This is a genomic window from Pseudomonas sp. GW821-FHT01D09 (assembly GCF_059422465.1).
On sequence record NZ_JBWKWY010000020.1, the window covers coordinates 13600 to 36437 of the forward strand.

General features: G+C 64.2%; 2 protein-coding genes. Both read right to left on the bottom strand.

All coding sequences use genetic code 11. From position 1 onward, the window contains the following. Positions 1-46 precede the first annotated feature (46 nt). Entirely contained in the window at positions 47-14971 is a 14925-nt protein-coding gene (locus AC07W7_RS17785; protein WP_495039791.1) for a non-ribosomal peptide synthase/polyketide synthase, read from the bottom strand. A gap of 13 nt (positions 14972-14984) precedes the next feature. Beyond that, positions 14985-22838 (bottom strand): amino acid adenylation domain-containing protein, encoded by a 7854-nt coding sequence (locus AC07W7_RS17790; protein ID WP_495039792.1) that lies wholly within the window; start codon positions 22836-22838, stop codon positions 14985-14987.

Sequence of the window (22838 nt, forward strand, 5' to 3'; positions counted from 1 at the left end):
AAACAACTCCATACTGGCCAGGCGATGCGCCCGGCCAGGTTCAGGTTCAAGCGCTGATGGGGTTCAGCAACCGGGTAAGGGCCTGATCCAGGCTCTCAAGGAAACGCGGATTGCGAGGCACTTCAAAATGCCCGCAAGGCAAGCTCGGACCGCCAGCGTCCTGGCCTATTTGCAGGCTCAACGCCTGGGCCGCCGCTTCATGGCCTGCGGCCCACCAACAATGAGGCGTCGCCTGGATCGGCGGGCACCGGACCAATGCCTGGGACAAACACTTGAGACGCCGAGCCACGCTGAAGATATGCCCCAGCTCATCCGCCCCCAACACCTGGGACAGCGAGCCTACGGCGACCGTCTGCTGCGCGAGTAAGCCGGCGAACAGTTGACGCAAGCCCGCCGGGCTTTCATCCAGGGTCAGCGGCAGGGTCGCCTGCACGCCAGGCATCATCACCTGGATAAACGCGTGCAGATCCTCCAGCCCCTCATCCCTCTGCGCACCGGGCTCGGTGCCCGGAACGAAACTGTCCATCAGGCCAAGGAACTCGACCTGCTGGCCCTGGCGCTCCAGCTCCGCCGCCATCAATATGGCCAGCGTGCCGCCCAGGGACCAGCCCAGCAAATGGTAAGGCCCCTCGGGTTGTCGTGTGCGCAAGTCAGCGACGTAAGCCACGGCCATGTGCTCCAGCGACTGCTCCTGCCAGTGGGCGTCAAGCAGCATGCGGCACTGAATCGCCTGCACCGAGCGGCGCCCGGCCAACAGCCGCGCTACGGGCTCGTAGTCGAATACCGTGCCAAAGCCGGCGTGTACACAGAACAAAGGGGCCAGTTGCGTCCCCGCCTGATTCATCGTCAGCATTGACGTCGGTTTCGCCTCAGGCGCCTCAGCGCTGCCGGTCAGTTCAGCAATCGTCGGTTTCTGCATCAGGTCGCGCAGTTTCAGACTGAAGCCATGCACCTTCAGCGCACGCGCCTTGGCCACCACTTGCAGGCTGAGGATCGAGTCGCCACCCAGCTCGAAGAAGTTGTCCGTCAGGCCGACCTGCTCGACTTTGAGTACGTTCTGCCAGATCTGCGCCAGGTCTGTCTCCAGCTCGGTGCGCGGCGCGACATAGCCGCGTTGCTGCTGGTTGATATCGGGGTCTGGCAGGCCTTTGCGGTCGAGCTTGCCATTGGGGGTCAGCGGCATACGCGCCAGCACCATCATGTGCGCCGGCACCATGTAGTCCGGCAACTCGCCCCGCAGTTGTTCGCGCAGGTGCTCGCACCAGTTGCGGTCGCCCTGCATGTCCTGGGGCACCACATAGCCGACCAGTTGCTTGCCGCTGCCACCCTCACGGGCGACGACGACGGCGTCCCGCACCCCGGCACAGCCCTTGAGGCGCGATTCGATTTCGCCCAGCTCGATACGGAACCCACGGATCTTCACCTGGTTGTCGATACGCCCCAGATAATCGAAGACCCCATCCTGGCGTTCGCGCACCAGGTCACCGGTACGGTACAAGCGCCCACCGTCGAGGCTGAACGGGTCCACTACAAAACGTTCGGCCGTCAGCCCCGCACGGTCCAGGTAACCCCGGGCCATGCCGTAGCCCCCCAGGTACAACTCACCCGCGGCGCCTTTGGGCAAGGGGTTCAGGTCGCTGTCCAGGACATAGGTGCTGCGCGCACCGACCTTGCTGCCAATGGGCGCGTAAGCCGCCCCGCAGGTGTCGTCGGGCCCCGCCTTCCAGATCAGCGGCGTGACCACGGTTTCGGTCGGGCCATAGCCGTTGATGATGAACTGCGGTTGCAAGGCCCGCTGTGCCAGGGCCAGGCTGGCCTGCGGCACCGCATCCCCGCCAAAGCAATAGATACGCACCGCCGGCGGGTTGCCTTCACGCTCGGCATGCTCGGCCAACTGTTGCAGGTACACCGGCGGGAACGCCGCGACACTCACGCGATGCTGGTGCAAGGCCGCAAAGGTCTGTTCCGGCGTCCACAGGTTGTCATCGCGAATCAACAGGCGCCCGCCGTGCGTCAGCGTGGTCAGCCAGCGCTCATGGGCACCGTCGAAGGCAAAGGACATAAACAGCAATTCGCAGTCTTCAGGCCCCATGCTGTAGCGCTCGCCAATCGCCCGGCAATGCATGGCCAGCGGACCATGGGCCACTGCCACGCCTTTGGGCAGGCCGGTAGACCCCGAGGTGTAGATCACGTAGGCCAGGTTTTGCGCGTGCAGCGGCACTTGCGGGTCTGTCGCGGGCCGGTCGGCGAGGTCCAGTCGATCGAGTTCCAGCACCCGCACATGGGCCAATACCGGCAGCGTCTGGCGCAACGCGGTGTCGGTCAGCAGCAAGGCAATCCCGGAGTCTTCCATCAGGTAGGCCAGACGCTCCTTGGGGTAGCCGGTGTCCAGCGGCACATAGGCGCCACCGGCCTTGAAGACCGCGAGCAAGGCCACGATCAGCGATTCGCCGCGTGGCATGGCCACCCCCACTCGCACCTCCGGCCCCACGCCTTCGGCGACCAACAGGTGCGCCAGGCGGTTGGCGGCGGCGTCCAGTTCGGCATAGCCGCACACGGTCTCGCCAAACAACACGGCAGGTTGCTGCGGCGCACGGGCGGCATGCCGGGCAATACGCTGGTGCACATACAGGCCATCGAATCCGGCCGCCACCGGCTGCGCCTCGCCAGTCAGTGCCTCAGGCAGACCGAGAGTGCCCAACAGCTGATGCGCATTGCTCGCCAGTTGTTCCAGCAGCCCTTCCATGTTGCGGCGAATGCTCTGCACCGAAGCTTCGTCGAAATGCGCCTGCAAGTACATGTACTCGATGACCAGGCCGTCTTCGAGCGTCACCATCAGGTCCATCGGAATGTCAGTGCGCCCGTAGCTGCCGGTCTCGCCAAAGCGCAGGCGTGGATCCTCGACCGCATTGAGGGCCTGGTCGACCGGGTGGTTTTCAAACACGATAATGCTGTCGAACAAGGCCTGGCCACTGCGCCCGGCCCAGCGTTGTACATCGGACAGCGGCGTGTACTCGCGTTCGCGCAGTTGCAGGTTGTAATCCTGGATCTCGCGTAGCCAGTCACCCAATGGGCGCGCAGGATCGATCACTTGAATCACCGGCAGGGTGTTGATGAACAACCCCAGCATGCGTTCGGAATCGGCCAGCTCAGCCGGACGCCCGGCAACCGTGGCACCGAACGCCACGCTGCTCTGGCCGCTGTAGCGACTGAGCAAGATCAGCCAGGCCGCTTGCACCAGGGTATTGAGCGTGACGTGCTGGGCTTGCGCAAAACCTTTCAAGCGTTCGGTCGCGGCCTCGCCCAAGCGGCTGTACAACGCATGATGGCCGTCGCCGCGTTGCCCGGTCGCAAACGCATTGGCCAGGTAGGTCGGCGCGTCCAGGCGTGCCAACTGCTGGCTCCAGAACGCCTGGCTGGCCTGTGGGTCTTGCTGGCGCAGCCAGGCGATGTAATTGCGATAGGCCACAGGCTCCGGCAACGCTGCGCCCGAGTAGTGCTGCAGGATCTCTCCCAGCAGTTGCGACACGCTCCAGCCGTCGATCAGCAAGTGGTGATAGGTCCAGACCATCTGGTAGCTGTCGGGCCCCAGCCGTGCCAGGACAATGCGCTGCAACGGCGGGCGCTCCAGATCGAAGCCCCGTTCACGCTCATCGCGGGCCAGTTGCTCCAGGCGTTGGGGCAAATCGTTGGCGCCTTGCAGGTCCAACTCGACCAATGGCAGCTCAAGACGCGCCATGACAAATTGCAACGGCTGCTCCAGGCCTTGCCAGACAAAGCCGGTGCGCAAAATGGCATGCCGCTCGCAAGCCGCGCCCCAGGCGCGTTTGAAGCGCTCGACATCCAGGCCCTGCACCGGAATGCTCAACTGGTTGATGTAGAGCTCGGCATCCGGCGCATTCAGCCCGAGGAACAACATACCCTGCTGCATGGGCGACAAGGGATACAGCTGTTCGATACGCTCCAGAGGCAACCCAAGACCCTGCAACTGTTCATCGCTGAGCCCATGCAACGGTTGTTCGCTAAAGGTGCTATCAGCCGCAATCGCCGGTACAGCCCAGCGGATATGCCGGGCCAGGGCCTCGATGCTACGGTGCTGGAAAATATCCCGGGGGCTCAGCGCCAGGCCCGCCTGACGGGCACGGCTGACCACCTGGATCGAGCTGATGGAGTCGCCCCCCAGGGCAAAGAAGTTATCGCTCACCCCAACCTGACGAACCCCCAGCACACCTTGCCAGATCTCGGCCAGCAGACGTTCGACCTCGCTGCCGGGCGCGACGAACGCCGGTTGGGCCAATGCCTGGTCCGGCACCGGCAGGGCCTTGCGGTCCAGCTTGCCGTTGGGGGTCAACGGCATGCGCTCAAGCAATACCAGGGCAGACGGCACCATGTAATCGGCCAGGTGGATGCTCAATTGCTCGCTCAGCTGGCTGACGAAATCCGCCTGGCGCGGTTGTTCGGCCGCCAGCAGCCAGCGGTCTTGAGGCACCACATAACCGACCAGGCGCGGCCCGGTGGGTCCGGGAACAGCCACCACCACGGCCTCGACGACGCTGGTTTGCTCCAGCAGACGCGCTTCGATCTCTCCCAACTCGATGCGGAAACCACGGATCTTCACCTGATGGTCGATCCGGCTGATGTAGTCGATCACCCCGTCTGCGCGGTAGCGCGCCAGGTCGCCGGTGCGGTAGAAGCGCCCGCCCGGTTCGCCATAGGGGTTGGGCAGGAAACGCTCGGCGGTCAGCCCCGGGCGCTCGAAGTAGCCGCGCGCCAGGCCATCGCCACCGATCAGCAACTCGCCGGCCACCCCCACCGGGTTGGCCGACAGGTCCTCACCGAGGATATACAACGACGTGTTATTGATTGCCTTGCCCAGGTACGGCTGGCTGTGCTCGCCCGTCAACGGCTGCAAGGCCGACCAAATGGTGGTCTCGGTCGGGCCATACAGGTTCCAGGTCTCGGCCCCCAGGGCCGTCATGCGCTGCGCCAACTCATCGGCCAGCGCTTCACCGCCACACAGCAAGCGCCGGCCCGCCAGGACGCCCGCGTTGGGGCTTTCCAGCAACATGCGCCAGGTCGAGGGCGTGGCTTGCAGCAGCGTGATGCCCTGCTCTTGCACCTGTTGCAGAATCAATTCGGGATCACGCTGGGTGTCCTGGCTGGCCAGCACCACCCGTGCGCCGACCATCAACGGCGCGTACAACTCCAGGCCGAAGATATCGAAGGAGAACGTGGTCAGCGACAGCAGGCGATCCGGCGCAGCGATCCCCGGCGCGGCGGCCATGCTGACGATGAAGTTGGTCAGCGCGCCATGGCGCACCATCACGCCCTTGGGCTTGCCGGTGGAGCCGGAGGTGTAGATCGCATAGGCGAGGTTTTCCGGGTCCAGCGCAACCTGTGGGTTTGCCGTGCTGTAGCCGTCCAGGGCCTGGCCCAAATCCAATACCTGCACATCAGCCTGGGTCGGCAAGGCCAAATGGGCCTGGCTCAGCAGCAGCGTGAGGCCGCTGTCTTCGATCATGTAGGTCAGGCGATCCTGCGGGTACTCCGGGTCCAGCGGCACATAGGCGCCACCGGCCTTGAGCACCGCCAGCAGGCCGATGACCATGTCCAGCGAACGCTCGAGCGCCACGCCCACCAGCACATCCGGGCCGACGCCCAGCTCCATCAGGCGGTGTGCCCACTGGTTGGCCCGGGCGTTGAGTTCGGCGTAGCTCAGTGCTTGCTCGGCAAATACCAGCGCCAGCGCTTGCGGGGTACGCGCCGCCTGTTCCTCGATCAACTGCTGGATGCACTGCCCGGCCGGGTAGGCCACGGCGCTGCGGTTCCAGTCATGCAGCATTTGCTGCTGGCTGGCCGCAAACAACTTGAGCTCGCCCAGCGGACTGTCCGCTGCCACCTCAAGCATCTGCTCAAGCACCGCCAGCAGTTGTTCGCTCACCTGAGCAATGCTCGAAGCCGCGAAATGCGCACACTGGTAACTGAAGTTGAACGCCAGGGTCTGACCGACGCCAATCATCACGGTCAACGGGTAGTTGGTCCGCTCGAAATAACTGACGTTCTTGAACACCAGTTCCTGCGGCGCTTCCTGCTCCAGCACCGCAGACACCGGGTAGTTCTCGAACACCAACAGGCTGTCGAACAGGTCACCACCGTCTTGCCCTGCCCAACGCTGAATGTCGAACAGCGGCGTGTATTCGTACTCACGCAGGCGCAGGTTCAACTGCTGCACACTGTGCAACCAGCTCTCCAGGCTTTGCTCGGGTTGTGGGCTGGCAATCACCGGCAGCGTGTTGATGAACAGCCCGATCTGTTGTTCGACGCCCTTGAGGTCCGCTGGGCGCCCGGACACGGTGGCCCCGAACGCCACGCTCGCTTGCCCGGTATAACGCTTGAGCAGCAACAGCCAGGCCGCCTGGACCAGGGTGTTAAGGGTGACTTTGTGAGCCTGGGCCAGACTGCGCAGACGCTGGGTGGTGGGCTCGTCCAAAACTTGGCGTTGCTCGCCATAAAGCGTCTGCACACCGGCAACCGGCGCGTATGCGATCGCACGGGCCAGGTGGGTCGGCTCATTGAGCGCCAGCAGTTGCTCTTTCCAGAAGCGCTCGCTGGCCTCGGCATCCTGGCGTTGCAGCCACTGAATGTAGTCACGATAGCGGCCGGCATTCAACGCCAGCGCTTCACCGCTGTAGCGCTGCAGCACCTCCCCCATCAACTGCGAGGCACTCCAGCCGTCCATAAGGATATGGTGGTTGGTATAGATCAAGTGATAACGCTGTGCATCGACGCGTACCAGCACCAGGCGCAACAGCGGCGCCTGCGACAAATCAAAGCCCTGTGCCAGCTCGGCCAAGGCCCGGGCATCCAGTGCGGCTTCGAGGTCGGCACGCCCTTGCCAGTCCACTATCGTGAACGGCACGCTGACGTGTGGGTGAACCACCTGCACCGGTTGCTCCAGGCTGCCCTGCCAGATAAAGCGGGTGCGCAACACATCGCGGGCATCCATCGTGGCTTGCCAGGCCGCCTTGAAACGCTGCGGATCAAGGCCCTCGACATCCAGCCGGACCTGGTTGGTGTAGCTGCCGCCCTGTGGTTCATACAAGGCATGGAACAACATGCCGCGCTGCATCGGCGACAACGCGTACACATCCTCCATCGCATCGGCGCTGACCGGCAACGCGTCCAGTTGCTGCTGGCTCAGGTTCGCCAGCGGGAAGTCCGACGGTGTCAGCCCACGATGCTGCGGCTGGCAACAATGCTCGATCAGTTGCTTAAGCTCCCGGGCGTATTCATCGGCCAGGCGCTGGATCACCGGTTCACTGAACATCTGCTCACTGAAGGTCCAACCCAGGCTCAGCTCACCGCCATACACTTGGCCATTGAGCGACAACCAGTTGCCCAATGACGCCAGCGGGCTGTGCTCGGCGCCTTTGGCTTCAATGGCCGGGACAAACAGCCCAGCGTCCTCGGCATCGAAACTGCCGTCGAACTGCCCCAGGTAGTTGAAGGTAATGCGCGGCACTGCCTGTTGACTCAGGGCCTGGCGCGTCGGCTCGTCGCCCAGGTAACGCAACAGGCCAAAGCCGATCCCGCGATCCGGAACCGCACGCAGTTGCTCCTTGATCTGTTTGATCGAGTCGGCAATCGCGTCGGCGGGCGTCAGCTTGACCGGGAACATACTGGTGAACCAGCCCAGGGTGCGGGTCAAGTCCAACGGCTCGGACAACTCCTCACGACCATGGCCCTCAAGCTGGATCAACGTTGAGCCCTGCCCGGTCCAGCGGCAGACCACCCGCGCCAACGCGGCCAACAGCAAGTCGTTGATCTGGGTCCGATAGGCTGCGGCCGTGTCTTGCAACAACTGGCGGGTCAGGGTTGAGCCCAGGCGCGTGTAGACCGTCTGGGCGTGACAGTTTTGCAGTGAGCCTTGCGGGTTATCGCAAGGCAGTTGCGCGGCATCGGCCAGCCCCTGGGCCTGCCAGTAGGGCAACTGTTGCCGTAAAGCGGCGCTCTGGCTATAGGCCTGCACGTGCTCGACCCAGCGTTTGAATGACACCGTCTTGGGGCTGAACAGCACCGCCTGCTCAGCCAACAGCTGCTTGTAGGCACCTTGCAGGTCCTCCAGCAGAATGCGCCACGACACGCCGTCCACCACCAAGTGATGCACCACCAGTAACAGGCGCTGCTGGGCATTGGGCAACTCAAAGAGCACGGCGCGCAGGAGTGGCCCCTGCTCCAGGTCGAGACTGCCCTGGGCCTGGTCGGCAAGCCGTTCAAGCTCGCCCAGGTCGGCCACCGTTCTGTGCCAGAGCGGCGCGGGCATCTGCTGCTGTTGCGCCGGGGAGCGATAGCTGGCCGTCAGGGCCTGCGGATCAAAGCTCAGGCGCAACCCGTCGTGATGACTGATCAGCGCCTGCAAGGCCTGCTCAAGGCGTTGCGGATGCAAAGGGTTCAACGGTTTGAGCAACACCGATTGGTTCCAGCGTTGACGCTCGGGGATGGCCTGTTCAAAGAACCACTGCTGCACCGGCAACAGGGCGCTGGTCCCGCTTATCGGGCCTTGCTCACCGAGTACGTCCGGTTCGCCGACCTCGGCCACCCTCGCCAGGCGCTGCACGGTTTGTTGCTGGAACAAGTCTTTAGGGGTAAAGCGAATGCCCGCCTGACGCGCCCGGCTGACCACCTGGATCGAGATGATCGAGTCGCCACCCAGGGTAAAGAAGTTATCGGTGACCCCGACCTGTTCCAGCTTGAGGATGTCCTGCCAGATCGCCACCAGCTGGCGCTCCAGGGCATTGCCCGGGGCGAGATAGGCCCGCAGGTTCTGGGTCAGGTCCGGGGCCGGCAAAGCCTTGCGGTCGAGCTTGCCATTGGGGGTCAGCGGCAACTGGTCGAGGAACACCACATGCGCCGGCACCATGTACTCCGGCAAGTGCTCCTTGAGTTGTGCCTTGATCGCCTCGCCCAGGGCGGCCGGCCCTGCGCTGGCACTGACCGATGCCACCAGATAGGCCACCAACTGCTGGCCGCTGGCCCCGTCGATCGCCAACACCACGCCTTCGCGCACCGACTCAAGAGCCAGCAACCGCGCCTCGATTTCCCCCAATTCGATACGGAAGCCACGCACCTTGACCTGATGGTCGATGCGCCCAACGTATTCGAGCACGCCATCGGCGCGGTAACGGGTCAGGTCACCGGTACGGTACAGACGCTCGCCCGTGGTCGAGAACGGGTTGGGCACATAGCGTTCGGCAGTCAGGCCGGGGCGGAACAGGTAGCCACGGGTAATGCCTTCGCCCGCCAGGTACAGCTCGGCCGCGACGCCCACCGGTACGCTTTGCAACTGGCGGTCCAGCAAGTAGCTGGCGGTGTTGGCCAGGGGCCGGCCAATATTGGCCGACGCCCCGCGGCCGCGCCGGGTCCAGGTCGAATAGGTGGTGTCTTCCGATGGGCCATACAAGTCATAGACGTGCGCCACCGTGGGCTGCGCGTAGAGGACGTCTACCAGCGCCTGCTTCAGCGGTTCGCCGGCCAGGTTGATGATGCGCACACTGGCAGGAATCTGCCCGGCCCGCTGCAGGGCGGCAATCGCCGACGGTACGGTGTTGATCAGGCGTACTTGATCGCGGGCCGCCAGCTCAGGCAGCTCCAGGGCATTGCGCGCCATGATGAGTGAGCCGCCACTGGCCAGGGTGACGAAGATTTCCCAGACCGACAGGTCGAAACACACCGACGTCGAGGCCAGGACACCTTGCAGGTCAGCCTGGCGGTACACCTGCTGCGACCAGTGGATCAGCGCCAGCACGTTACGGTGGGCAATCGCCACGCCCTTGGGTTTGCCCGTGGAGCCGGAGGTGTAAATCACATAGGCCAGGTTCGACGAGTGCCCACGCGGCCCCGGGTTGTGCTCAGGATACCCGGCAAATTCATAGCCACCGGCCTCCACCAGCAGTACCTGGGCGTCCCCCTGGGGCAGTTGTGCCAGCAAGCCGGCCTGGGTCAACAACACCTTGGCCTGGCTGTCTTCAAGCATGTAGGCCACACGCTCCTGCGGGTAATCCGGGTCCAGCGGCACATAGGCGCCACCGGCCTTCAAGACCGCCAGCAAGGCAATCACCAACTCGCTGGAGCGCGGCATCGCCACACCCACCCGGACTTCCGCGGCAATCCCCAACTCGATCAGACGGTGTGCCAACTGGTTGGCCCGCGCATTGAGTTGGGCGTAACTGAGGGTGTGCTCGCCCGACACCAGGGCCAGGGCCTCCGGTTGTTGCGCCGCGCGCGCTTCGATCAGATGCTGGATACCGGGCTGATCGGCAAAGGGCGAAGCGTTGGCATTCCAGTCGTGGCTGATCAGTTGCACCTCGTGGGCGCTGAGTAGCGCCAGCTCGGCCACCGACTGCTGCGGATGGCTGACAATCCCCTCCAGCAGGGTTTGCCAGTGCAAGGCCAGGCGCTCGATGGTCGCGGCCTCGAACAGGTCAGTGGCATAGATCAGTGACGCCGACACCCCGTCTTCGGATTCAAAGGTGTTCAAGGTCAGGTCAAATTGCGCAGTGGTGCTCTCCCAGCTCAAGCCTTCGACCTGCAACGCGCCCAGTTGAGTGCTGTGCTGGACCTGAGGGTCCTGGCTCTGATGGTTGAACATCACCTGGAACAACGGGTTATGGCTCAGGCTGCGCTCGGGCTGCAAGCGGTCGACCAACTGCTCGAACGGCAGGTCCTGCCAGGCCTGGCCAGCCAATGCGGTGCGACGCACCTGGCCGAGCAAATCGCGAAACGACAAGCCTTCGCTGAACTGCGCCTTGAGCACCTGGGTATTGACGAAGAAGCCAATCAGGCCCTCGGTCTCCAGCCGGTTACGGTTGGCGATGGGCACCCCGACCCGAATGTCGTTTTGCCCGCTGTAGCGATGCAACAAGGCCTGGAACGAAGCCAGCAACAGCATGAACAGCGTGACCTGCTCGCGCTGGGCCAACTGCTTCAACGCCATGCCCAACCCTGGGCGCAACGGGATATGAATTTGCGCGCCACGGTAACTCTGCTGGGCCGGGCGCGGGTGATCGGTCGGCAACTCCAGCACCGGCTGCTCACCGGCCAGTTGCTCCAGCCAGTAGGCCAGTTGACGCTCGCGCTCGCCGCTGTCCATCCACTGGCGCTGCCACAGTGCATAGTCGGCGTACTGGATCGGCAAGGCCGGCAGTTGCACGTCCCGGCCCTGGCTGTACCCGGCATAGAGGTCAATCAACTCATCCACGGTCACTTTCATCGACCAGCGGTCGGAGACGATATGGTGCTGGGTCACGATCAGCACGTAGTCATCGCTGGCCAATTGCAGCAGCCTGGCCCGCAGCAACGGGCCTTGTTGCAGATTGAACAACTGGCTGATTTCCTCATCGACCCGGGCCTTGAGCCGGCTATCGAAATCGGCTGTGGGGCCGAAGGGCTCGACGGCGAGGGTCAGTGTCATCTCGGGCTGAATCACCTGCACGGTGCGCCCATCGGCCTCGATAAACTGCGTGCGCAGGCTCTCATGACGCGCCAGCAGCGCGTTGAAACTGCGCTGCAAAGCAGCCACATCCAGTACGCCGCGCAGGCGTAACGCCGTCGGAATATGGTAGGCGGCGCTGTCCGGGTCCAACTGCCAGAGGAACCATTGGCGCTCCTGGGCATAGGACAGCGGCAACGCTTGATCGCGTGCGACCCGAGTCAACGCCGGGGCCTGCACACTCGACGCTTCTGGCTCCAGGGCCTGGACAAAGGCCTGCAAGGTGCTGTGCTCAAACAAGGTGCGCAGCGGGACTTCCACGCCCAGCAACTGCCGCACCCGCGACATGACCTGGGTGGCCAGCAACGAGTGCCCGCCCAGTTCAAAGAAGTTGTCCGTCAGCCCCACTTGCTCCAGCTTGAGCACTGCCTGCCAGATCTGCGCCACTTGCCACTGGCGTTCGGTCCTCGGCGCCAGGTAGTGCTGCTGCACCTGGCTGGCGTCCGGCTTGGGCAGGGCCTTGCGGTCCAGCTTGCCGTTGGGCGTCAGCGGCAGGCGCGCCATGAACAGCCAGTGCTGCGGCACCATATAGTCCGGCAATTGTTGCTGCAGGCGGTGTTTCAGCGCTTCACGCAAGCTGTCTTGTGCCGCCTCAGGCGCCACCAGGTAACTGACCAGCACCGCGCCGTGCGCACCGTCCTGGGCCACCACCACGGCTTCGCGCACCTCGCTGTGCTCCAGCAGACGCGCTTCGATTTCCCCCAGTTCGATACGGAACCCACGGATCTTCACCTGATGGTCGATCCGGCTGATGTAGTCGATCACCCCGTCTGCGCGGTAGCGCGCCAGGTCGCCGGTGCGGTAGAAGCGCCCGCCCGGCTCGCCATAGGGATTGGGCAGGAAACGCTCGGCAGTCAGCCCCGGGCGCTCGAAATAGCCGCGCGCCAGGCCATCGCCACCGATCAACAGCTCGCCGGCCACCCCCACCGGGTTGGCCGACAGGTCTTCACCGAGGATGTACAGCGAGGTGTTATTGATCGCCTTGCCCAGGTACGGCTGGCTGTGTTCGCCCGTCAACGGCTGCAAGGCCGACCAGATGGTGGTCTCGGTCGGGCCATACAGGTTCCAGGTCTCGGCCCCCAGGGCCGTCATGCGCTGCGCCAGTTCATCGGCCAGCGCCTCGCCGCCGCACAGCAAGCGCCGGCCCGCCAGGGCCCCCGCGTTGGGGCTTTCCAGCAACATGCGCCAGGTCGAGGGCGTGGCTTGCAGCAGCGTGATGCCCTGCTCTTGCACCTGTTGCAGGATCAATTCGGGATCGCGCTGGGTGTCCTGGCTGGCCAGCACCACGCGTGCGCCGACCATCAACGGCGCGTACAGCTCCAGGCCGAAGATATCGAAAGAGAACGTGGTCAGCGACAGCAGGCGATCCTGCGCAGCGATCCCCGGTACGGCGGCCATGCTGACAATGAAGTTGGTCAGCGCGCCGTGGCGCACCATCACGCCCTTGGGCTTGCCGGTGGAGCCGGAGGTGTAGATCGCATAGGCGAGGTTTTCCGGGTCCAATGCGACCTGCGGGTTCGCCGTGCTGTAGCCGTCCAGGGCCTGGCCCAGGTCCAGCATCTGCACATCAGCCGGGGTCGGCAAGGCCAAATGGGCCTGGCTCAACAGCAGTTTGAGGCCACTGTCTTCGATCATGTAGGTCAGGCGATCCTGCGGGTAATCCGGGTCCAGCGGCACATAGGCGCCACCGGCCTTGAGCACCGCCAGCAGGCCGATAACCATGTCCAGCGAACGCTCGAGCGCCACGCCCACCAGCACATCCGGGCCGACGCCTAGCGCCATCAAGCGGTGTGCCCACTGGTTGGCCCGGGCATTGAGTTCGGTGTAGTTCAGTGCTTGCTCGGCAAACACCAGCGCCAACGCCTCGGGGGTACGCGCCGCCTGTTCCTCGATCAACTGCTGGATGCACTGCCCGGCCGGGTAGGCCACGGCGGTGCGGTTCCAGTCTTCGAGAATCACCCGCTCGTCTGCGGCGGCCAGCAACGGCAATTGGGCAATGCGTTGCGTCGGGTCAGCGACCACGGCCTGCAACAGGTGCTGCCAGTGCTGCGCCAGGCGTTCGATGGTGCTGGCGTCGAACAGATCCGTGGCGTACTTGAGCACCGCTTCGATGCCATGGGCATGTTCGATCGTGTTGAGCACCAGGTCGAACTGGGCCGTCTGGCTTTGCCATTCCAGACGCTCAATGCTCAGCTCACCCAGGCCGCTTTGCGCAGCGTTGCGGCTTTCGGCCTGGTGATTGAACATCACCTGGAACAATGGGCTGTGGCTCAGGCTGCGCCCGGGCTGCAACGCCTCCACCAGTTGCTCGAACGGCAGGTCCTGGTGGGCCTGGGCATCCTGGGCGGTCTGGCGCACCTGGCGCAGCAACTCGATAAAGGAGCCCTGGCCATCGATATCCGCCTTGAGCACCTGGGTATTGACGAAGAAGCCGATCAAACGCTCGATTTCAGCGCGCCCCCGATTGGCCACAGGCACACCGACGCGAATGTCTTCCTGACCAGTGTAACGGTGCAACAGGGTCTGGAATGACGCCAGCAACAGCACAAACAGCGTGGTGTTTTCCCGCTTGGCCAGGGCCTTGAGGCCTTCGGCGAGCGCCGCATCCAGAATCAGGCCACAACTGGCCCCGGCAAAACTCTGCAACGCCGGCCGTGGGAAATCGGTCGGCAGCTCCAGCACTGGCTGTTCGCCGCCGAGCTTGCCTTGCCAATAGGCCAGTTGCCGCTCCTGCTCGCCGGCCTCCATCCACTGGCGCTGCCATTGCGCGTAGTCGGGATACTGGATCGTCAACTCCGGCAGCTGGACGGCCTGGCCCTGGCTGAAGCCTGTATAAAACTGCACCAGCTCCTCGACCATGACCTGCATCGACCAGCCGTCGGAGACGATGTGATGCAAGGTCATCACCAGCACATGGTCATCCGCAGCCAGACGCAACAAACGCGCGCGTATCAGCGGACCTGCCTGCAAATCAAAGAGTTTGCCGGTTTCCTCGGCAACGAATGCCTGCAAGTGAGCCTCCAGGGACTCGCCCTGCGGCAGGTGCAGTTCATCGATAGCCAATGCAAAAGGCCCTGGGGGCAGGATCACTTGCAAGGGTTGATCATCTTGTTGAGTGAACACGCTGCGCAGGCTTTCGTGTCGGTCGACCAGGGCCTCGATGCTGCGTTGCAACGCAGCAGTATCCAGCCGCCCCTTGAGTCGCAGGGCCGTCGGGATGTTATAAGCCGTGCTCTGCGGCGCCCACTGCCAGAGGAACCATTGCCGTTGCTGGGCATAGGACAGCAACAGCGGTTCTTCGGCCGCGCGCTGGAAAACCGGGGCAATCGTAAAAAGGTTCAGGCCTTTCTGCTTGAGCAGAACGGCCAGCGCCTTTCTTTGTTTGGCCGAAAGTTTTCCTACCGACTCGATTAGCTCTTGCACGCGTTGTCCTCACTCAAGAAATCAGTTTTTCAAGATCATCGAGAGATAGACGTTTGAGGGCCTCCAGAGATTTAGCCAATTGATCCTGAACCGGCGACAAATCGGCGCGCAGGGCTTCGATGCGGTCACAGAACTGTTCCAGGGTGTCTGCGGCAAACAACTCCTTGAGCGGCACCTGGTCACCCAGGCGCTCGCTGATCCGCGTGACCACCAGGGTCGCCAATAACGAATGGCCGCCGAGCTGGAAGAAACTATCGTTCAAGCCGACCTGTTCGACTTCCAGCACTTGCTGCCAGATAGTCGCCACCTCCCGTTGCACGTCAGTGCGCGGCGCGGCGTATTCCAATAGCCGTGGGTTGCCGCCCAGGGCCAGCAGGACGTTGCGGTCAAGCTTGCCATTGGGCGTCAATGGCAACGCGTCGATCAGGTGCAGATGACTGGGCACCATATACGCCGGCAGGCTGGCCGCCAGATGGCGGCGCAGGCTGTCCACCAGGCCGGGCTGCGCGCCGGCAACCGGCTCGGCCACGACATAGGCCAGCAACTGGTTGCCGCCAGCCCCCTCCTGCGTCAGTACGACCGCCTCGCACACGGTGGGATGCGCCAGCAGGCGGGCTTCGATCTCGCTCAGTTCGATACGGAAACCGCGGACTTTCACCTGATGGTCGGCCCGCCCGATGTACTCGATATCACCCTCGGCGCCCTGGCGTACCAGGTCGCCGCTGCGGTATAGCCGCTCACCGCCAGTGGAAAAGGGATCCGGCACATACCGCTCTGCGGTCAGCCCTGGACGCATCAGGTAACCACGGGTAACCCCGGCGCCCGCCAGGTACAACTCGGCCGCGACACCCGCCGGCAGCACCTGCAACTGCGAATCGAGCAAGTAGGCCGTGGTGTTTTCCAGTGGCCGCCCGATATTCGCCCGCCCGCCCGGCACACGCAGGGTGAAGGTCGAATAGGTCGTGTCTTCCGAGGGGCCGTACAAATCGTAGACACGCTCCACCGCCGTGCTGGCGTACAAGCTGTCGACCAGCGCCTGCCGGAGCGGCTCGCCCGCCAGGTTGATGGTCTGCACCGAGGGCGGGATCTGCCCGGCCCGCTGCAAGGCGGCAATCGCCGAGGGCACGGTATTGATCAGGCGTACGCGCGCGCGCGCCGGCAACTCGGGCAAGGCCAGGGCGTTGTCCGCAAGCACCATGAAACCACCGCCGGCCAGGGTGACGAAGATCTCCCACACCGACAGGTCGAAGCAGATCGACGTCGAGGCCAGCACCCCTTGCAGGGCTTCACGCGGATAGGTCGCCAGCGACCACTGGACCAATGCCGCGACGTTGCCATGGGTGATGGCCACACCCTTGGGCTTGCCGGTGGAGCCGGAGGTGTAAATCACATACGCCAGGTTGGCCGCGCAGGTCAGCGGCGCCGGGCAGGTCTGCGGCCAGTCATGCAGCCATTGCGGGCCCGGCTCGACCAGCAGCACCTGGGCTTGCAGCTCGGCGGGCAGCACCTCGAGCAATGGCGCTTCGCTCAGCACCACGCTTGCCTGGCTATCGTCGAGCATATGCAGCAAGCGCTCCTGTGGGTACTCCGGGTCCAGCGGCACATAAGCACCGCCCGCCTTGAGGATCGCCAGCAGGCCAATGACCATCTGCGGGGTGCGGCGCAGGCACACGCCCACTCGCACTTCCGGGCCAACGCCCAGCGCCCGCAGCTTGTGCGCCAACTGATTGGCCCGGGCATCGAGGGTGGCGTAATCCAGTTGCTCCTCGCCAAACACCAGCGCCGGCGCCTGCGGCTCACGCCGTACCTGGGCCTCGATCTGCGCGACCACACTCGCGGTGGCCAGTGCGCGACTCGGCGCACGCCCCCAGGCCAATGCGGCCTGACGCGGGTCTGCACGCAACAACTCCAGGGCGCCGAGTGGTTGGCCGGCGTCAGCCATGAACTGGCTCATCAGATGCTCCAGTTGCTCGGCCAGACGCTGGACACTCGCCACGTCGAAACAGGCCTGGTCAAAACTGCAACCCAGGGTCAGCTCGCGGCCTGCCACGGCCACCAGGGTCAGCGGGTAGTTGGTTTGCTCCTGGCGGCGAATCGGCGAGAACACCAGGCCACTCCCCTGCCCTTGCTGCAAGGCCTCGGACATCGGGTAGTTCTCGAACACCAGGAGACTGTCAAACAACGGGCCCGCCCCCAACCCGGCCCAGCGTTGAATGTCATACAGCGGCGTGTGTTCGTGCTCGCGCAAGGCCAGGTTAAGGTCCTGCACCTGCTGAACCCACTGCGCCACCGTCTGTTGCGGCGACGGCGTGGCCACCACCGGCAAGGTGTTGATAAACAGGCCGATCTGCTGCTCGACCCCTGGCAAGTCCATCGGGCGCCCGGCCACAGTGGCACCGAAGGTCACCGTGGCGTGGCCGGTGTAGCGCTGCAACAACAAGAGCCAGGCAGCCTGCATCAGGGTGTTGAGGGTGATTTTTTGCGCGCGGGCAAACGCGTTCAACTGCGCCGTCAGCTCGGCGCTGAACCGATGCTCATGGTCCGCATAACCACTGCCCAGCACCTGTTGCGGGCCCACGGCGTCAGCCAGGCGGGTCGGCTCCTGCAAGTGCTCCAAGGCCTGGCGCCAGAACCCCTGGCTGGCCTGGGCATCCCGCTGGCTCAACCACTCGATGTAGTCGCGATAGCGCCCCTGCGCTGCGGCAGGCGCCTGCCCGGCGTAGCGTTGCAACACCTCGCCAAACAGCTGCGAAGTGCTCCAGCCGTCCATCAGGATGTGATGGCTGGTGTAAATCAGGTGATAAGTGCTGGCGCCGGTACGTACCAGGATTACCCGCAGCAACGGCGCACGATCAAGCTGAAAACCAGTGTCCAAATCCTCACGGGCCAACTGATCGAGGGCCTGCTCAAGGTTCGCCCGGCCCTGCCAGTCATGAATCACCAGTGGCATGGGCACGCTGCCCAACACGATCTGCAGCGGCGCATTCATCTCCTGCGGCCAGACAAACGCGGTGCGCAGAATATCGTGGGCATCCAGGGTCTGCTGCCAGGCCGCGCGGAAACGCTCGGCATCCAATTGCTGCACATCGACCCGCAACTGGTTGGTGTAGGCCGGGCCATCCGGCTCGTGCAGGTTGTGGAACACAATCCCCTGCTGCATAGGCGACAGCGGATACAGATCGGCGATGTCCCGTGGCGTGACGGGCAGCCGCTCCAGCTGCGCCTGGGTGACATTCACCAGGTTGAAGTCCGACGGCGTCACACCACTGTGCTGTTCGTTACTGCAATGCTCGATCAGCGCCGCCAGCTCAGCGGCGTAATCGTCGGCCAACGCCTGCACCGTGTGGTGGTGATACATGCCCGTGCTGAAGGTCCAGCTCAGTTCCAGCTCGGCGCCGTACACCTGACCGTTGATGCTCAGCCAGTTGCTCAGTTCCCCCAGTTCGCTGCGTGCGGCACCGTCGGCTTCAGGCGCCGGCAGGAACAGTGCGCCCTGGCCTGCGGCAAAGTCCCCGTCGAACTGGCCCAGGTAGTTAAAGGTAATCCGTGGCTCGCCGAGGTCGGCCAACGCCGCCTGGCTGGCCGCATCGCCACAGTAACGCAGCAAGCCGTAGCCGATGCCTTTGTTCGGCAACTGACGCAGTTGCTCCTTGACGTGCTTGATCGACGTGTCGAGATCGGCAGCCGGGGTCAGCTTCACCGGGAACAGGCTGGTGAACCAGCCCATGGTCCGGGAGATGTCCAGCTCATCGAACAAGGCTTCACGGCCATGCCCCTCCAGCTGGATCGCCACCGCAGACTGTTGGCTCCAGCGGCACAGCACGCGGGCCAGTGCGGTCAGCAACAGGTCATTGACCTGGGTCCGGTAGGCCGCTGGCGCGACTTTCAACAGCTGGTGCGTCAAGGCCTGATCCAGGCGGGTCGATACCACAACAGCCTGGGACAGGCTCAAGCCGCCGTCCGGGTTGTCGCGAGGCAGATCCAACACGCTACCCTGCAAGCAATCCTGCCAATAACCCAACTGGGCCTTAAGTGCATCACTCTGGGCATAGCCCTGCACACGCTCGCCCCAGGCTTGCAACGAAGTCCCCTTGCCAGCCAGCTTGACCGGCTCCCCGCGCGCCGCCTGGGTGTAGGCGCTTTGCAGATCTTCCAGCAACACCCGCCAGGACACGCCGTCGACTACGGTGTGATGAATCACCAGTTGCAGGCGTTGCTGCCCCTGGGGCAACTCCATCAAGACGGCACGCAGCAACACGCCCTGCTCCAGGCTCAAGCTGCGCTGGGCCTGATCGGCCAGGGCCTGGACCTCATCCACTGTCGCCAGGGCCGCGGGAGTCCACAGCAACTCGCCGGGTATGTGCGCCTGATAGTCGGCGCGCCATTGCTCGCCCTGTTGCGTGAAGGCCAGGCGCAGCGCATCGTGCTGGGCATATAACGCCTGCAAGGCCAGGTTCAACGCGGCCCCATCCAGGCGGGCCTGGGGGTGCAGCAGGATCGACTGGTTCCAGTGATGGCGCTGGGGAATATCCAGGGCAAAGAAACGTGCCTGGATCGGCAGCATCGCCTGGGCTCCACTGACCTGCCGGGTGCTGGCCGGCGCCGCAGGGGCCTTGATCTCGACCCATTTGGCCACTTGCGCCAACTGGGCAATGGTCTGTTTTTCAAACAACTGCTTGGGGGTCAGCTTGATCCCGCGACGCTTGGCCCGGGCAATGATTTGCAGGCTGAGGATCGAGTCACCGCCCAGTTCAAAAAAGTTGTCGCCCGTGCCGACCTGCTCGACCTTGAGCACCTGGGCCCAGACTTCGGCCAACGCCTGTTCCAGCTCATTGCCGGGGGCCACATAGGCTTGGGCCTGTGCATCCGGGACCGGCAGGGCCCGACGATCCAGCTTGCCGTTGGCCGTCAGCGGCAAGCGTTCGAGCAACATGATCCGCGCCGGCACCATGTAGTCGGGCAGCCGCCCCTGCAGCTCGCGGGTCAGTTGTTCGGCATCGGTGCTGGCCGTTGGCGCCAGTACGCAGTAGGCAACCAGTTGTACACGCCCGGCATCGCTGTCCATCGGCAACGCCAGCACGGCCGCATCTTGTACGCTGTCCAACTGCCGCAAAACCTGCTGGACCTCGCCAGGCTCGACCCGGTAGCCACGGATTTTCACCTGGTCGTCGCCACGCCCGAGAAACTCCAGCGCGCCATCGACACGCCGCGCACGGTCGCCGGTGCGGTACACCCGCTCGCCCTGCCCCCCTTGTGGATCAGGCACAAAACGTTCGGCGGTCAAGCCTGGCTGGTTCAGATAACCTTGCGCCACACCGGCACCGCCCAGGTACAACTCCCCCGCCACTCGCGCGGCGACCGGGTTGAGGTAGGCGTCCAGCAGGCGCGCGCGGGTATTGGCCAGGGGTTGGCCGACGGGCACGCTCAAGGTCGCGGGTCGCTCGCCCGTCACCTCGTGGGTCAGTACGCCGACCGTGGTTTCGGTCGGCCCGTAATGGTTGATGATCCGGCAATCCGGCGCCAGTTGCGCCACCTGGTGCACCAAGGACCACGGGCACGTCTCGCCCCCCAGCACCAACACATGGGCCGGCAGCACATCGGCCGGGTTACCGGCCTGCAACAGGCTGTGCAAATGGCTGGGCACGACTTTCAGCGCGCCGACCCGGTGCTCGCGCATGTAACGGGCGAAACGGTCCGGGTCGAACGCATAGGCCTGCGGCACCAGGTGCAACAGGCGCCCGCTGGCCAGCGCAGCAAACAGCATGGTGTGCCCCAGGTCCGCCGCCAGGGTGGAAATCATCGCCAGGCTGGCATCGCTCGGCAGGCGCAACTGCTGCAAAATCGCTTGTACGTAGTTACCCAAGGCCTGATGGCTGACCAGCACCCCCTTGGGCTGCCCGGTGGAACCCGAGGTGAAGATCAAGTAGGCCGGTTGCTCCGGGGCCACTTGCAGGTCCAGCAGGGCGGCGCTGTACGCGGCAAACTGCGCCGGATCATAGTCAACCACCGCGCACTGGCACTCGATACGGCTATCGCCCGCCGGGCGCAACAGCCAGGCCGCGCCACTGCCACTGAGCACCTGTTGCAAGCGCTCGGCCGGTTGTTGCACATCCAGCGGCAGGTACACGCCACCGGCCTTGAGTATCGCCAGCAGGCCCACGGTCCAGGCGGCGCTGCGCTCCAGGGCCAGGGCCACGACCTCGCCACTGCGCAACCCTTGCTCGCGCAAGTGCCGGGCCAGGCGGTTGGACTGCTGCTCCAGTTCGGCAAAACTGATGAGTGCCTGCTCGCAGCGCACGGCGGCGGCATCGCCACGGGTGGGCCCGTTGGCTTGCCACAACCCCAGGAAATGCGGATGCGCGAAAGCCTGCGTGACCTCTTCGCCCACCACCCCGGCCACGCCGGGCCGTTGATGAATCGGCGCGGCAGGCGCCGCGACCATCGCCTGCAATACGGCCTGCAACGCCTCGGCCATGGCCTCGACAGTGCCGCGCTCGAACAGGTCGGTCGCGTAGCTGAAGCTGATCTGGATGCCGTGTTCAGTGTCGGTGAAGTCCAATGCCAGGTCGAAACGCGCGTCATGTTCCGCGATCTCGAAGGGCTCAATGCCCAGCGCGGAAAAACTGCCCTGGCCATTGTGGCTCAGGCCGCTACCCGCCAGGTTCTGGTTGATCTTCACCTGGAACAACGGGTTGTGGCTCAGGTTACGCTCAGGCGCCAGGGCATCCACCAACTGCTCGAAGGGCAAGTCCTGATGCGCCTGGGCCCCGAATACGACCTCTTTGACCTGTGCCAGCAACTGCTCGAAACTCTGCTGCTCGTCGACCTCGACCCGCAAGACCTGGGTGTTGATAAAGAAACCGATCAGGCCTTCGGTTTCACTGCGATTGCGCCCGGCGTTCGGCGCCCCCAGACGGATATCGCGCTGCCCGCTCTGGCGGGCCAAGACCACCGAGAACCCCGCCAGCACCAGCATGAACAACGTGTAACCGCGCTCGCTGCCCAGGGCTTTCAGGGCCTGGGACAAGGCCCTGGAGCAATCGGCGGTGAACGCCGCGCCGCGATAACTGGGCAGCGGTGGACGCTCGCGGTCCAACGGCAACGCCAGCAACGGCTGCTCGTCGCCCAGCGTCTGCGTCCAGTACTGCAACTGGCGCTCGCTTTCACCGGCCTCCATCCAGCTGCGTTGCCACAGGGCAAAGTCCGCGTACTGGATCGGCAAGACTGGCAACCGGGGCTCACGCTGGTGCGCGATCGCGTCATACAGGTGGACAAATTCCTCGACCATCAACTGGCTCGACCAGCCATCGGAAACGATGTGATGCACCGTCACCACCAGCACATGCTCCTGGGCGCCGAGACGGTAGAGTTTGACCCGCAGCAACGGGCCGTTGATCAGATCGAAGGGCTGCGCCAGTTCCTCGGCGACCAGGGCCTTGAGCCCGGCTTCTGCCGCCTCCAGGGCCGCCGCAGGCACGTCGATGCACTGCAGATTCACCGGCGCGTGCTCGTCAATATGCTGATAGAAGGCACCGTCTTGCGAGACGAAACGGGTGCGCAGCACTTCATGGCGCTGCACCAACGCATCGAAGGCCTGGCGCAGGCTGGTTTCGTTCAACTCCCCCTTGAGGCGCACGGCACGCGGCACGTTGTAGAACGGGCTCTGCGGCTCCATCTGCCAGAGAAACAGCAGGCGTTGCTGGGCAAAAGACAAAGGAATGCGGGGCACGTCATGGCGACTGGCGACAATCGGCAACAGCTTGAAGCTGTTGTTGGCCTCGTTCATCTTTGCCAGGATCTGGCGCCGCTGCTCCAGACCCAGGCCGATGAAACGCTTGGCAATACGCTCTGCGGTAGTCTTATCCAT

Bases quoted from the DNA above. Each gene is read 5' to 3' on its own strand.
- AC07W7_RS17790 (WP_495039792.1), bottom strand. From the start codon at position 22,838: ATGGATAAGACTACCGCAGAGCGTATTGCCAAGCGTTTCATCGGCCTG.